The sequence below is a fragment of the Bacillus sp. EU55 genome (assembly GCF_038005925.1).
Lineage (GTDB): Bacteria > Bacillota > Bacilli > Bacillales > Bacillaceae > Bacillus > Bacillus velezensis.
The window spans coordinates 4,085,372-4,099,772 of sequence record NZ_JBBOUE010000001.1; the positions used below are offsets into that span (position 1 = coordinate 4,085,372).

General features: G+C 44.2%; 7 protein-coding genes. 1 reads left to right on the forward strand and 6 read right to left on the reverse strand.

Translation table 11 applies throughout. From position 1 onward, the window contains the following. Positions 1 to 95 precede the first annotated feature (95 nt). From NYE50_RS20880 to NYE50_RS20900, 5 genes are all read right to left on the reverse strand, one after another. Entirely contained in the window at positions 96 to 704 is a 609-nt protein-coding gene (locus tag NYE50_RS20880) for a hypothetical protein (protein ID WP_224988556.1), read from the reverse strand. A 16-nt stretch (positions 705 to 720) separates the two neighbouring features. Then, positions 721 to 7,764, reverse strand: coding sequence for a DNRLRE domain-containing protein (locus tag NYE50_RS20885; protein WP_159353607.1), 7,044 nt, complete (start codon positions 7,762 to 7,764; stop codon positions 721 to 723). A gap of 162 nt (positions 7,765 to 7,926) precedes the next feature. Then, a complete protein-coding gene (locus tag NYE50_RS20890) occupies positions 7,927 to 8,991 on the reverse strand; it encodes a polysaccharide lyase family 1 protein (protein WP_032867891.1) in 1,065 nt (354 codons plus the stop codon). Between the two features lie 141 nt (positions 8,992 to 9,132). Then, positions 9,133 to 10,044: a DMT family transporter gene (locus NYE50_RS20895; RefSeq protein ID WP_047936319.1), complete on the reverse strand. Its 912-nt coding sequence runs from the start codon at positions 10,042 to 10,044 to the stop codon at positions 9,133 to 9,135. Between the two features lie 147 nt (positions 10,045 to 10,191). Then, positions 10,192 to 10,638 (reverse strand): universal stress protein, encoded by a 447-nt coding sequence (locus NYE50_RS20900; RefSeq protein WP_007407802.1) that lies wholly within the window; start codon positions 10,636 to 10,638, stop codon positions 10,192 to 10,194. A 250-nt stretch (positions 10,639 to 10,888) separates the two neighbouring features. Here NYE50_RS20900 and NYE50_RS20905 point away from each other — a divergent pair, with 250 nt between their 5' ends. Further along, complete coding sequence (locus tag NYE50_RS20905) at positions 10,889 to 14,020, forward strand: DUF3427 domain-containing protein (RefSeq protein ID WP_224988554.1); 3,132 nt, start codon at positions 10,889 to 10,891, stop codon at positions 14,018 to 14,020. Here NYE50_RS20905 and NYE50_RS20910 read toward each other — a convergent pair. Next, positions 14,009 to 14,398 carry a (deoxy)nucleoside triphosphate pyrophosphohydrolase gene (locus NYE50_RS20910; protein ID WP_160223362.1) on the reverse strand — a complete coding sequence of 130 codons (390 nt, stop codon included), beginning with the start codon at positions 14,396 to 14,398 and terminating at the stop codon, positions 14,009 to 14,011. The two genes, NYE50_RS20905 and NYE50_RS20910, sit on opposite strands and share 12 nt — an antisense overlap. Positions 14,399 to 14,401: the final 3 nt, after the last annotated feature.

A 14,401-nucleotide genomic window follows, 5' to 3' on the forward strand; every position in this document is an offset into this window, starting at 1 on the left:
ATACCGCTCATACCCTGAATAATAGCGTGTTTGAATTCTGTACGCGCAGAGGTTAAAAAGTTGCCTTTATCTCACTTTTCTGTTACCTAAAAACACTAATTTGTTTGATAGTTTCGGATAATCTTGCACTCAACTTCACTCGGTATAATACCATCTTCATAAATTTGCTCTTGTAATTCAAAAACCTCATGATCCACGATTCTCCAATTTGTCTTTTCCAATAGCTCTGTTTGCCTATCTACAAGTCCAAGAATACATATTTCTTTATCTATATTCCCCCATATCGCCCACTTTCGAGAAGGGGATAACCATACAACCGTCGTTGTCGTAAATTGAATGGAACCTATTTCTCCAGGACGAACGCCATTAGGTTCAGCCCATAATAATTCAGAATACTCTTCTTTCGTTAAGGAAGAGGGAGTCCATATCCAATTGTAGTAGTCTGAAAAGTTACGGTACGTTTCCGGGGGCGTATCAAGAACTGCTGTAAGAATTTGAGCATCAGAATAATAGTTTGCCAGTAACTTTAACGTGTCCCAAATTTCGTCGCCCCACAATGCAGAAAATTCCTGAAACCAAAAATATTTATATTGCTCATGAAAGACCTGATCAGGAAACATTTCACTTGTTTTAAAGGTTTGATTTACCCATTCCTTGAACTTTTTTAATTGATGTTTATCTTCTATAAAGAAATTTTTGTGCATCGTGAATTTGCCTCCTTTATCTCCTTAATCTAATTTTTAATTTTGCTCTTTTTGCTCCGTACGGATAATAATCTGCCGTAGGAGAACCTTCTTTAGAGTGACGTCTAATAAAATATCGCCTCCCATTTTTATGCATACTTATACCTTTTATTTCATTTCCTTTTCTAGCTATAGACTTTCGCCATCCTTGCCTCCTCAAATTTTTTTCAAAAGTACGAGCGCCTATATTAGTTGTTCTATTTTTAGTTATCGCTTTTTTCCCCGAAGAATTACTATATCTAGAATACGCGCCTCTTCTAGCCCGTACACTTTTTCTAGATAGTTTATATGTTTTAGCAGCTTTATAAATCCGACTAGCACCCTTAAATATTTTCCCAGGACCAAAGTTCGAAGCCGCAGCCCAGGCTGCACCTCTCCATCCTTTACCTGATTTATATGCTTTATATCCATCATAGGCTGCAAATCCGGCATTTACCACAAGCCACACCCAATGCCCGTCAGGATCGACGTTCATCACCGGGTTGTTGTTTCCGTATGCATATCCATTCTGATCTAAAGAATCGCCGTCACTGCCCGGGTCTGGGTCTAGTGATAAGAATACGCCGTTTCTTGGTTCGTAGTAGCGGGCCATGAGATAGTATAGACCGGTTTCTTCATCGTACTGGTAGCCTGCGTAGCGGTAGCGGTTGTCTTTTACTTCGTCGCTCGCTTCGGTTTTTGTCGGATTTCCCCATGCATCGTATTGATATTTGGCAACGGTTTTTCCGGTGCTGTCTGAGATGGCGATGACGTCGCCGTGTGCGTTGTAGTGATAGAAATATTTCTTGCCGTTCTTTGTATAGGATAACAGCTGGCCGCTGTCACCGTACGTGTATGATTTAGTGACGTTGTTGTCGGCGTCTGTTTCATACAGGACATTCAAGCTGTCTCCGTCGTAGAAGTAGTTCGTGACGTTTCCGTTGACGGTTTTTTGGATTCTGTTTCCTTTTTCATCGTATTTGTATGTTGCGAACGGCTTGTCTTCACCTTTTTTCGTGACGGCGGTCAGGTTGTCTTCCGCGTCCCACGTATATGTGTATTTGCCGTCGGATGTGCGGTTGCCGTTTTTATCGTAGGACAGGTCTTCGTCATTCACCTTCGTCAGCTGGTTCATGATGTTGAAGGAAGCGTTGACTGATTTGCTTGCGCCGTCCTTTGTGGTGGTGACGTTTGTCCGGTTGCCGAAGCCGTCGTACGTATATTGAATGACGGTGCCGTCTTCATGAGTTTCTTTGACGAGCTGGTTGAGCTTGCCGTATTCGTACTGCACCTTTCCGCCCGCTGAGCTGTCGATGACCGTGCGGATGCCGTTGGCGTCGTATTCATAGCTTTCCCGGAAGATGCTGCCGCCGTTTTTCGCTCCGATATGAAGAGAGCTGACAAGATTCCGCTCATCATATGAGAAGCTCGTGCCGACTTCATTTCCACTGATGAATGTCTGGACATTGCCGTTTTCATCATAATCAAATGTATAGGCTGAAGTGCCGTCTTTCATTTCAATCATTTGATCAAGTTTGTTGTACGTAAAGCTGTTTGTTCCTTTTTGGCCGCCGTGGCTCCATGAGAAAGTTTTCAGCTTATCCGAATCAGCCGGATACGTCCAGCTTTGGCTGCCGCCGCGGTCGGTTAATTCGGTCAGGCGGTTTTTGTTGTCAAAGGTGCGTTTTTTCGTTGTATTTTGTTCTTTGTTTGTGACCGACGTTTCATTGCCGTTTTTGTCATAGGTAAAGTTGTATTTTTCAGTGCCGTTATACGTTTTTGACTTAACCCGGTCGGTGCCGTCATAGGTCAGCGACACTTCATTGCCGTTGGCGGAAACGGTTTTCGTCAAGTTGCTGTTGGCGTCATATTCACTCTTCAGTACATTGCCGAGCGGGTCGGTTGTTTTGACGAGCTTGCCCATGACGTCATATTCATATTGATAGGTCTGGTCCGCGTCGGCCCGAATCGTTTTTGTCAGCTCATTTCCTTCGTTGTCATAGCTGTGAAGGATGGATGTGCCGTTTGACAAGGTCAGCTTTGTCAGCTGGTCGGCCTGATCGTATTCGTAGGCGGTTGTTTCGCCTTTCGCATCGGTTTCAGACATTTTCTTTCCAGTCTCGTCATATGAAGCAGTGCTTGCATACCCTAGTTCGTCTTCTTCTTTTGTGACGTAGTTTCCTTTTTCGTCATAGGTGTTTTTCGTCAGGATGCTTCCTTCGATTATACGGATATCATCAAACCACGCCGTTCCTGTGGCGCTTTTTTGGAACAGAATGCTGAGTTCGATTTTATTGATCGGCTTTGTTTTCGGAATGACTGCCGCTGCCCGGTTCCATTCCTGTGTCCCCTGCGGGAATTTGGCGGTGTAGACGCCCGTCGTGCCGTCCGCATAAGTGACGTCAGCCTGAAGAGCGTAATCATTGTCGTTCGTTAATTTTACGCCGTCAGCCTTGGACATCCCCGTCAGCGTGATATATACCGGCTTATCGTCCGTGCTTTGGCCTAATGTAACGGTTTGTTTTGCGGCCGCATTGGCTTGTGATGCATTTGTGCGGGACGCTTTTAATGAGCTGTCATCATCGAAGCCTTCATCAAGGTCAGCGGCGGCTCCGCTTGTGCTCCAGCCATCTGTTTTGGCCGTGAAACTGCTGTTTTGCACCGGGTTATAGCTTGAAGAGACTTCGCCTTTTTCCAGCTGAACCTGATCAAACCACGCTTTTCCTTTGCCGTCCTTGTCGTTATGATCCACTTCCATATAGACGATGGCTTTTCCTGCATTGGCCGGTGTTGTAAAGGTGATCTGCCGTTTCGTCCAGTCATTCTTTCCGGCTAATGCGCCTGATTCATTGTGAATCCATTGAATGCGTTTTTGGTCTTTGTCACGCAGATCAATGTTGAAATACGCTCTTGCCTTTGTCAGATCCGTTTTGATCTGGCCGCTGAGTGTATACGTCGTATTCGGCTCAAGCTGCACTTCCTGCGTTGCGGACGCATGGCCGTGCTCTGTTCCGGCAGTAGAGGATTGTGAGGTGATCTCCAATGCTTTTTGTCCGGACAGCGCGCCGCTTCTTCCTTTGACAGACGCGATGCTTCCGCTGTCTCTCGTAGCGGTGAGATTCCAGCCCAGCTTTGTTCCTTCAAAGCTGCCGTCTTTCAGCAGACTTGCCGAAGCTGCCAGCTCTTTGCTTGATTGAATGAGATTTCCGTACTTGTCATACACGGCGGCGGATGAGGATTTTCCGCTTTGATCCGTTTCAGAAACGGCATCAAGTCCGTCGTACGCAATGTCAGTGACGTTCCCCTCGGTGTCCTTCATTTTCGTTACGTCATTGTTTTTGTTGTACTGATACGTTTCGGTGCCGTAGTTGTCTTTTACGGCTGTGACGTTTCCGTCTTTATCATATTGATAGCTTTCTGTCGCTTTGCCCGCATCCGCGTCGTTCGGATCGGTGTCCTGAATGACGTTGTTGCCTTCGTATACAGTGTTGGTCGTGATTTTCAGCCCTTCGGCATCATCGATCATCTGAATCGGGTTGCCCGCCTCATTATAGCCGTACTGCACTTTGCGGCCGTTCGGCTGCGTCATGAGCAGCGTTTTTTTGTCCGCGTCATAGCTGTAGTCGTACGTTTCTTTTTTCGCATTGACGGCTTTGGCCAGACGGTGGCCGCTGTATTGGTATTCGGTGAACAGCGGTTTGTCATCCGTGCTGTTTGCGGAATACTGCTTGACGAGGCGCCCTTCGGCATCATAGTCGTAGCTTGTGACGCTGCCGTCAGTATCCGTCACCTTTTTGAGAAGGTCTTTGTCATATGAATATGAAATCTTTTTGTTTTTCGGCCCTGTAAGAGATGTGACATGGCCGTTTTCATCATAGGTAAATGTCAGCTTGCGCCCTGATGCATCTGTTATGGCGGTCAGCTGATTGCTGTCGGTATATTCGTATACGGTTGTGTTGTTGTGTCCGTCAACGATTTTTTGGAGCTTGCCGCCTTTTTTGCTGAAATAAGCGTTCGTCTGATCTTTTGTTTTTAATACAAATTGATCGCTTGTTTCCGTCAGTTCGAGATAAACGCCCGTCGGCGGCTGATACGTGCCGTCAGATTTTTTCGTGAAGACATGTGTTGTCGCGTCCTCATCAATATAAACGGCTCTGCCGTCTTCAGAAAGAATCGACGTTTCCGCATCGGCATACCAGCCTTGGCCGAACATATGGTCAGAGCTGTCAAGGCTGTTGAAGGTCCGGGAGAGTCCGAGCCCCGGTCCGCGTCCGTCGATTGACATATCTTCCTCATTGACGATGACATTTCCCGTCGCGCCGTTCAGCTGTCCGTCCGGAATGTCGATAATGGACCAGAATTCTTCCGTTCCGAGGAATTCCGCCCCTTCATGGAAAACAGGGTTAAAAGGTGCCGTCGGTATGCTGTCACCGTTTGCGTCATAGGCGGTCAGCGTAAAGGAATAGTTCTTCTTCCCTTTGTAATTGCCGTTTGCGTTTTCGTAAACAGGTGAAGGGTCAAGCGCCAGTTCGCCGCCCTTTCCGTCCGTGTGAAGCTGGAATCTTCCCGCTTTCACTTCATCGGCTGACGGCCAGATGTGTTTGTTTTGGGTCGTCCAATGATCGGTATCACCGATATCGTATGATTGATAGTCTTTTCCGTTGTAGATGTTGATTTTGTAGCCTTTGGCGTTTTTGACTTTATCCCATATGAGATTGACATAACCCGTTTGGCTCGATTTCGTGTTCGTATAGACGTAGCCTGTCAGATTTTTCGGCTTTGCGATATCAGGCAGCGCCGGACTCGCTTCCGGTGAGGCGATCGCTTCTCCGTCTTTGTTATAGGCAATGACTTTAAATCCGTAGGTTTTCCGGTTCGCATCTCCGCCGGCGTTTTTATAAACAGAGCCCGGGTTGATCGGCAATTCCGCGCCTTTTTTGTCTTTCAGGTGAAGCGCATATTTTCCGGCGCTGATTTCCGCCTTTGTCGGCCAGATATTTTGATCTTTTGTGGACCAGGATGTTTTATTTCCGAGGTCAAGCGTTTCAAAGCTTTTGCCGTTAAAGACTTGCATTTTATACCCGGCTGCGCCTGATACGGCTTTCCAGGAAAGATCAAACCAGCCTGTGGCGTTGTTGTTATTAAAGCCTTTCGTACTTGGTTTCTGAACTCTGCCAATATTCGGAATGACGGGCTTGGCGGCCGCAGACATGGCGCCTTCTCCCTGGTCAAACACCGCGCTGACCGCGACCCAGTAATTTTTACTTGCCGGATAGCTGCCGCCGGAGTTTTTATAGACCGGCGAAGGATTAAGCGCTAATTCACTTCCGCCTTTTCCGTCTGTATGCAGCTTATATTTGCCGGAGTCGATTTCCGCTTTTGTCGGCCAAATCTTTTTCCCTCTTGTGCTCCAAGAGGTTGCATTGCCGACCGGAATGGCTTGATATTCTTTCCCGTTATAAAGCCACACTTTATAGCTTTTGGCGCCTTCAGCTTTTTTCCAGCTGATATTGAAAAATCCTGTCGAATCTCCGTTATGATACGCTTTGACAGACGGCGTGTCCGCCTTCGGAATCGTGTATGTCACTTCAATGTATGGTTTTTTAGCAGAGTTTGCTGATGACATCAGCTTCTTCCAATATTCTTTTCCGTTGCCGTTTGCGTGAAGCTTAAAGCCGTAATTGGCGCCGCCGCTGTTCCACGACTTGACTGCGGAGGTGACATCGAAGCTTGCCCATTGGCCTTTATAGACCTCTGCTTTGCCGATGTTTTTGGAGCCCGGTTTGTTCTTCCACGTAATCTTGGCATTGTCGTAATTGCTGTTAACGGTGTCGAGCCAAAGCCCCGTCGCCTTTGATCCGTAATAGGAGTGGGCTGTGTATGCTTTAAGCGTCGCTTTCGTCACCGTCATGTTTTTGATCGGCTTTAGATTATCAAACTTCATAAAAGCGTAGTTCGTTCCGGTTGTGCCGTCATAATATCCAGTTTTCAGCACGTACGCTTTCAATCCGGCGTCCCATTTCTGCGAAGCGGCAGAGTAGTTTGTCGTCGGATACGCGCTCATGACAAAGGTATCGGATGACACAGATACTGATGTTGACGGGTCAATAGATACCGGATAAACCCGCTTGGGATCTTTCAGCCATTTTTCATCGGCCGTTACATGGAGCAAGTAGCCTTCACTGTTTTTTTCAAGCTTGAAGCTGACATCTTCTGACCTGCTGACTTCACCTGACTTTTCGTCGAGATCTGAGTCGGTCATAAAGGGCTTCGGCACGGTGTAGACGACATTGTCTTTATCATCAGAAAACGCGATCGAGCCGTCTTCCTGTTCTTTAGCCTGAAGGTCAGTTTTGATTTGAAAAGTGAAGGAATTGTAGCCTTCATATTTGTGAAGCACAAGGTCTTCTTTTATGTTTTCGTTAAATGTGTAGGTTTGTAAATCAATAGCAGGAAACACTTGCTGATACGTAAGCTCGTTGCTGTCTTCCTTGACTTTTGCTGAGGCATCTGTCGGAGTGATTGCAGCCTGATCGGGGCCTTTTGCGCCGGTTAATGAGTATGTGAGCTTATGATCATCATGTTCAAATGTGGCGTATAATCCGTTTTTCATTTGCTTCAGAAAATCGGAATTCAGCACTGTATTTTCCGTTCCGACTTCCTTTGAGCCGGTTTTCAATTCAGGGGAAACGTCTTCCCAGTCCGCATTGGCGGTTTCTTTCGTATGAATGGGGTCTGTGTAGATTTCCTGTTTGTACACACCCTCGCCTTCATAGTAAAGCTTTGAATTCTCAGTTCTTTCAGACGTGATCTCACCGTCTTGATTGATATCTTTTTGATCAAAAGGCATCTGCTCAGATGCTTTTTCCGCCGGAAGATCTTTTTCCGGGTCTGCGGCCGGAATGGCGGCGGTTTTCGCTTGATCTTGTTTTTCACGCGTTTCTGCCGCAAACACATCGGCAGGCGCAATGGAAATCATCAGCGTGGCCGCAAGAGTGCCGGCCAACCACTTTTTCCACTTGTTCTTTTTTCCTATTTTCATAGGTTTCCCTCCTCCTTTTGTAATATAGGCTTAACAATAGTAATATTATTGAAATTGTTTATCAATATTTTCCTAGGTATTTAAGGTTATTTTAAGGATTATAGGAATTTTGAACCTTTTATTCATATAAAAAAAACCGCCGGCAGCCGGCGGTTTTTCGTATTATGGATAGCGGAGATTTGTATTTTGCGCTCCCGCGTAAGATTGGGCGAAGTTTTTGGCGTCCTGGGCTGAAAGGGTGCCGTAGCTGTAATTTGATCTCGGATTCCAGCCGGTGCGCGGTGATTTCGGGGCCTTGAGCGACGGGAATGAACCGGTGTCGGTGAATTGGGCCGTCCCGTAGTCGTCTATCATTCCGCCTTTTTCATTTCCGTTACCGAAATAGTTGGCTTCTGAGAAGACAGTCGCGTTTGTATGAATGGTGAATCCTAAATTGAAATTGGTCACATAGTTGTTTTTCGCGTGAAAATAGCCGTATCTCATCAGGCCCGGTGAACGCACATAGACGTTATTAAAATAGTTGTTGGTGATCGTCATATGCGGATAGCCGATATAATTGCGTCCTTCGTTATCATCATTCGGATAACCGAGAATCAGCCCGTACAGATGGTCTGTGAATTTAGAGTTAGACAGCGTCACAAAATCCGCTTTGGCGCCGACATACAGAAGCTTTCCCAAATCACTGTGGCTGTTCGGATTGTAGCTGTGTCCTTCAAACCACACGTGGTCAATCCAGTAATTCTGTCCGTTCGCTATGTACATCGGAATGTCGTTGTTGCCCGTAATGGCGGCACTATGGCTGATAATGAGATTTTTGAAAATCACATTGTTTGAGCCGGAGCCGGTGGTCAGATAGATGTTGGTCAGCCTGTGGCTGGTATAAGAGCCGACGATGGTTTTATTGGCGCCGACTGTCACGACGGCTTTACCCGGGGAAGAAATATCACTTGTGATGACGATGGTTTTGCGATCCGTTCCGCCCGCATTGTTTTTCAAATCATTGAGATTGCTGACGTAGACGACGGGGCCGCCCTGGCCGCCCGATACGGCGGATTTTGCTTTTCCGTTATGATCCTTCGCATTGCCCGCGAATCCGGTAAGTCCCTGCATCACATCCGGATAAGCCGCTGCCGCTTCTGCCTGCTTTGATGCGGAACATACGATGGCCAGACAAAGCGCAAATCCGAATGCAGCCAAGAAAGCGAGATGACGCGTCTTTTTTATCATGCCCTTCACTCCTTTAATTTCTTAAATTGTAAACACAAGAAGTATTATACAATTACTATCCTCTTTTTCCATGATCTGTTTGTCTGCTTTTTCGTTATGGCTGAAAAGCCCCAAAATAAAAAAAGCAGCCGGTACGGCCGCCTATATACGGGTGCTGTCTGCCTGAGTTTCCGCCGGCACGGCTTTTTGCTTTCGAATCAGGGACAGCGCCATTCCAGCAAAAATCAACACAATCCCCAAAGATTGATAAAGGTCGGGGCGAAATCCCGTAAATACGGTGTCAAGCACAATCGCCACCGCCGGATCAAGAAATACGATGATTGAAATAAACCGGGTGGATAAAAACCGCAAGCTGTCAAAAAAGAGCAAATACACAATTCCCGTATGGATGATACCGGTCGACACAATCATGATCCAGTTCACATGCGACAAATCAGAAAAAGCGCCGAAACGGACGAACGGGAGAAGAATGATAACGCCCAACCCGGTCTGCAAACAGGTGACCGCATATGGACTGAGACTGTTGATGCCTTTCCCGGCCAGTGTCGTAAAAGCATAAAAAAGGGCGGCCAGCACGGCCCAAATAATACCCGATCCCATCAGCTGAGAAAATGATGTATTTCCGTTGATGCCGGAAATCAGAGCGGTGCCCAGAAAACAAATTACGATGGAACTGACGGACACAATATGCAGTTTCTCCCGGTATATAAGGCTCCCCAGAAGAAGGACGAGAACCGGAGCCAAATGATAAACGGAAATCGCTATCGTCACTGATGTCTCCTCAAACGATTTAAATAAAAACACCCAGTTCAGCACGAGAAAAAATCCGCAGGCCAGTGTCTGCAGCACCTCCCGCCGGTTCCATTGTTCGGTGCGGTACCGTCCGGAACCAAACCAGCAAACGCCCAGAAACAATGAAGCGCACAGACATCTCACAAAGACCAGTTCAATTGAAGGCACATTCGTATGTTCCGAGAAAAAGCCGATTGATCCGAAAATGACCATGGAAATGACCATTTTGATGACGGCATTTGATGTTTGTTCAGCTTGCATTGATTTGCTTCCTCCATATCATTGACTGTTTATTCAGACAAATACTAACAGCCATTTTACTTGATTCAGAGGAAGATTTCACCCTATTTTTCGAAAACCGGCGGTCTTTTCTCATGAAAAAAACCCCGCATCAGCAGGGTCTTCTGTTTAATGAACGATCAGTACAGGACAAGGAGACAATTGTGAGACCTTATGGCTCACGCTTCCGAGCATCATTTCTTTAAATCCGCTGATTCCGCGGCTTCCGACGACAATCAGATTGAAATGCTGTTCTTTCGCTATGTTTAAAATTTGATGCGCAGGTTCGCCTTGGACGTACAGGCTTTCCGCGTTTACTCCGCTTTCAGCCGCTTTCTGCTTGGCATCTTCCAGAATGGCCGCTCCTTTTTGCTCGACTTCATGTTTGATGTCTTCAATGAAGTTTTCCGGAACATAGACAATCCCGGTTAAAGCTGATGTGGAGACAACGGCTTCACGTCCCGCATAGAGAATGGTGAGTTCAGCCTGCTGTTCTTTCGCCAGATGGATCGCTGCGTCCAGGGCTTTATTGCTCATGTCTGAACCGTCTACTGCTGCAAGAATTTTTTTAAACATATGAATCCCGCCTTTCTGCTTTTATTGTCCTCCTCTCTTTGCTGAATGTCAATTTTGCCGGCTTTCTCCGGAACATTGCGCTTACAGACTTTCTCCGTTTGTGGCGATGACGTCTTTATACCAAACCAAACTACCTCAGCGTTATTTTTTAAGCGCTTAATAAATAGGACTTTATTCTCTTCTTTTTAGTATTACCTATTGGTAAGAGTAGTGATAAAATGGAATTATTGATATAAAAAAGGAGATTATGATGAGAAATCATAGAGGCTTCCATGAGGAAATTCAGCAACAACAAAAACTTTATCCAACATCACATCGCATTCAACCGGTTAGCCCTAAAGAATATGCAGAGGTTTTGACTTTACATACGGCAAAACAACTGAGCGAGACATTTCAAACACTTGTGGATCAAGATCAATATGAACAAGCGATTCAGCTGAGCGAGAAAGTTGCCTCTCAGCTTGGACAACATACGAATTTTTCATTACCACTTTCCACAGTGCTTTATAGTTTAAACGAAATGGAACTTCCTATTTCAGAGGAATTCTCTCTACATCGTCTGAAACTGCTAGGAAATCATCAAACTCATGATAACTTTTTCAAAGCATTAAAACACGAGATGTTAACGGCGGATCGGGTAGACTTTATGGTTAGTTTTACAAGGTGGTCTGGTGTTCAGCTTTTGATCCCTCCGCTTCAGGAGCTTGCTAAAAGACATGTCCCTGTACGCATCATTACATCTACCTATATGGGTATTACAGAACCGAAGGCGTTAAGACATCTTCTTCAATTTGAAAATGTTGAGTTGAGAATTGTAAATGAATATAAAAAATCTTTCCATACGAAAGCATACTTATTTGAACGCTGTTCTGGACAGCATAGTGTCATTGTAGGATCTTCAAATCTATCACAAGCTGCCCTTACGACCGGGTATGAGTTAAATGTTAGACTACCTGAAACCAGATATCTCCCCGTTTATCAACAAACAAAAGATTTGTTTGACACTGTTTGGAATGAAAAGACACAGCCTGTTGACGAACAATTTTTACAAGCCTATGAGGAATTCCAAGCAGGAAGCCAAAAGGTAAGTGCTTCCTTTGCTGCTCAAAACTCTCTTTACAAAACGAAAATGTCCCCGAATGCCATGCAAAAGGAAGCGTTACGAAACCTTAAAAAAACAAGAAACGAAGGGGAGACAAAAGCAGTCATCATCGCCGCCACTGGAACCGGAAAAACATTTTTAGCAGCATTTGATTTTGAGCAATTTAAACCAAATAAATATCTTTTTCTTGCCCACCGGGAAGAGTTACTTACAAAAGCAATCGAAACATTCCAGAAAGTCACCAATAATCATGAAGATTTCGGTTTATTGACTGGAACGAAAAAAGAAAGAGATAAGCGTTTTTTATTTAGCACTGTACAAACGCTACATAAAAAAGAAACATTGGAATCCTTTTCAACAGATGAATTTGACTACATTGTGATTGATGAATTCCATCATGCAGAAGCATCTACCTATCAAGCTGTTTTAAACTACTTTACACCAAAGTTTTTATTAGGTTTAACTGCAACACCAGAGCGTCTTGACGGTAAAGATGTGCTTCAGATTTGTGATCATAATGTTGTTTACGAAATTAGACTCCGCGATGCTCTAAAGGCAGAGCTACTTGCACCATTTCACTATTTTGGAATTTCAGATCACACTGTAGATTACGAAAAAGTAAAAGTGAAAAATGGACTGTACGAAGAGAAATCGCTAGTAGATCATTTAAAAACTCATAAACGAGTAGAATATATCATTAAGATGATCAACATGTATGGATTCCACGGCGAGAAAATGGTTGGCTTAGGTTTCTGTACAAACGTCGAACACGCAATATACATGAGTGATGAATTTAATAAATTGGGATTTTATACAACTTACTTAACAGGAAATGATTCTCCTGCAAAAAGACAAGAGGTCATTCGTCATTTGGAGGACCCGCACCACAGTTTAGAACTTATATTTACAGTAGATATTTTCAACGAAGGAATAGATATTCCAAAACTCAATCTACTATTGTTCCTTAGACCAACAGAATCACCAACGATTTTCATTCAGCAATTAGGACGGGGACTTAGAAAAACTGACGACAAAGAGTTTGTAACGATACTGGATTTTATCGGAAACTATCAAAAGTCATTCGTTATTCCACTCGCACTATCTGGACAAACAAGCCAAAAATCGTTTGATAAAGATTCCCTCCGAGTGGCCGTGACGCATGAGTTTTCAGATTTACCTGGAGGATCTTATGTTGACCTTTCAGCCGTAACGAAGAAAGAAATTTTAAATAAGATCGATCATATTAAACTAAATTCAGATGCCATGCTGAAAACGTTATACAAGCAATTTAAACAAGAGCTCGGACGCTCTCCAGAATTAATTGATTTTCTATACTCTGAACAGGCACCTGGGCTTACCTTTTTTATAAAGAAATACAAATCGTGGGTACAGACCAAAAAGAAAATGGACGATTTGAATGCTACAGATGAAGGAATTCTCAATAACCCCTTGGTTGTAGGGATAGTAGCAAAATTAGAACAGCAATTACCTATTAAATGGCCTTATGAATGGTTAATTTTACAGAGCGGTTTTCACAAAAATATCATCACAATAGAAGATGTAAAAGAATCGTTAGAAAAACAGTTTCATATTCAAATCACAACAGATACACATGATGACCTCATTCAGCGAGCAATGGAGCGTTTAACGAAATCAGATCAAAAACAGAATTGGTGCTTTGGTACATTACAAGGTGATACATTCAAGTTAGATCCAGAAGTGAGCGAGATATTAAACGATCCATTATTCGGACCGTATATTAAGGAGCGCGTCCACTATGGACTGATTGAATTTAGACGTATGAACAATATAGACGCCCTTGCTTCAAAAGAGATTAAGCTTACAATGTATCAAACCTATACAAGAAATGAGCTCATTTATCTTTTTCAGTCAACTGATCAGGAAGGGACTTGGCGAGAGGGTGTACGTAGAGTTAAAAATCACTATTTAATCTTTATCAATTTGAATAAGTCAGAAAAAGTAGAAGATCATTTGCTATATAAAGATTATTTTATTGATCCTAGCCATTTTCACTGGCAAAGTCAAAACCAAACCTCACATACATCAAGCGTAGGGCAAAACTTTATTCACCATAAGGAAAAAGGATACCATATTCATTTATTTGTGAGGAAATTCACTGAAATGCACAACATCACTTTACCATTTATTTATGTAGGAGAAGCGGATTACGTATCAAGCCACGGAGACAAGCCAATGAATGTCAAATGGAAGCTCCATCAGCCTGTCCCAGAAAACTTGTATGTGGATTTAACGAATTAAGGCAGATACGGTCGGAAGATCAGCGGGTGCCCACTCTAGTGATTTTAGCTCACGTATAGGCACCCATCTGAATTCCGCATGCTCTTTTGCTACCGGCTCCCCTGATACAATCTTCGCTTTTATTGAAATTAAATTGACGATGACCTTCTCATATTCATGATGAATATCGGCTATCACATCGCCCGCAACAATTTTACAATCAAGTTCCTCTTCAATTTCTCTTACAAGTGCTTCTCGTGCATTCTCCCCTTCTTCAAGCTTTCCACCAGGAAACTCCCACAGATTAGGAAGAGACATTGTTGGAGAACGTAGAGCACATAGAATTTCATTATTTTCATTTTGTATGACTGCGGCGGCTACTTTTATTGTTTTTTTCAAAAT

Coding starts and splice junctions, on each gene's coding strand:
- NYE50_RS20890 (WP_032867891.1), bottom strand. CDS start 8,991: ATGATAAAAAAGACGCGTCATCTCGCTTTCTTGGCTGCATTCGGATTT.
- NYE50_RS20900 (WP_007407802.1), bottom strand. CDS start 10,638: ATGTTTAAAAAAATTCTTGCAGCAGTAGACGGTTCAGACATGAGCAAT.
- NYE50_RS20885 (WP_159353607.1), bottom strand. CDS start 7,764: ATGAAAATAGGAAAAAAGAACAAGTGGAAAAAGTGGTTGGCCGGCACT.
- NYE50_RS20905 (WP_224988554.1), top strand. CDS start 10,889: ATGAGAAATCATAGAGGCTTCCATGAGGAAATTCAGCAACAACAAAAA.
- NYE50_RS20880 (WP_224988556.1), bottom strand. CDS start 704: ATGCACAAAAATTTCTTTATAGAAGATAAACATCAATTAAAAAAGTTC.
- NYE50_RS20895 (WP_047936319.1), bottom strand. CDS start 10,044: ATGCAAGCTGAACAAACATCAAATGCCGTCATCAAAATGGTCATTTCC.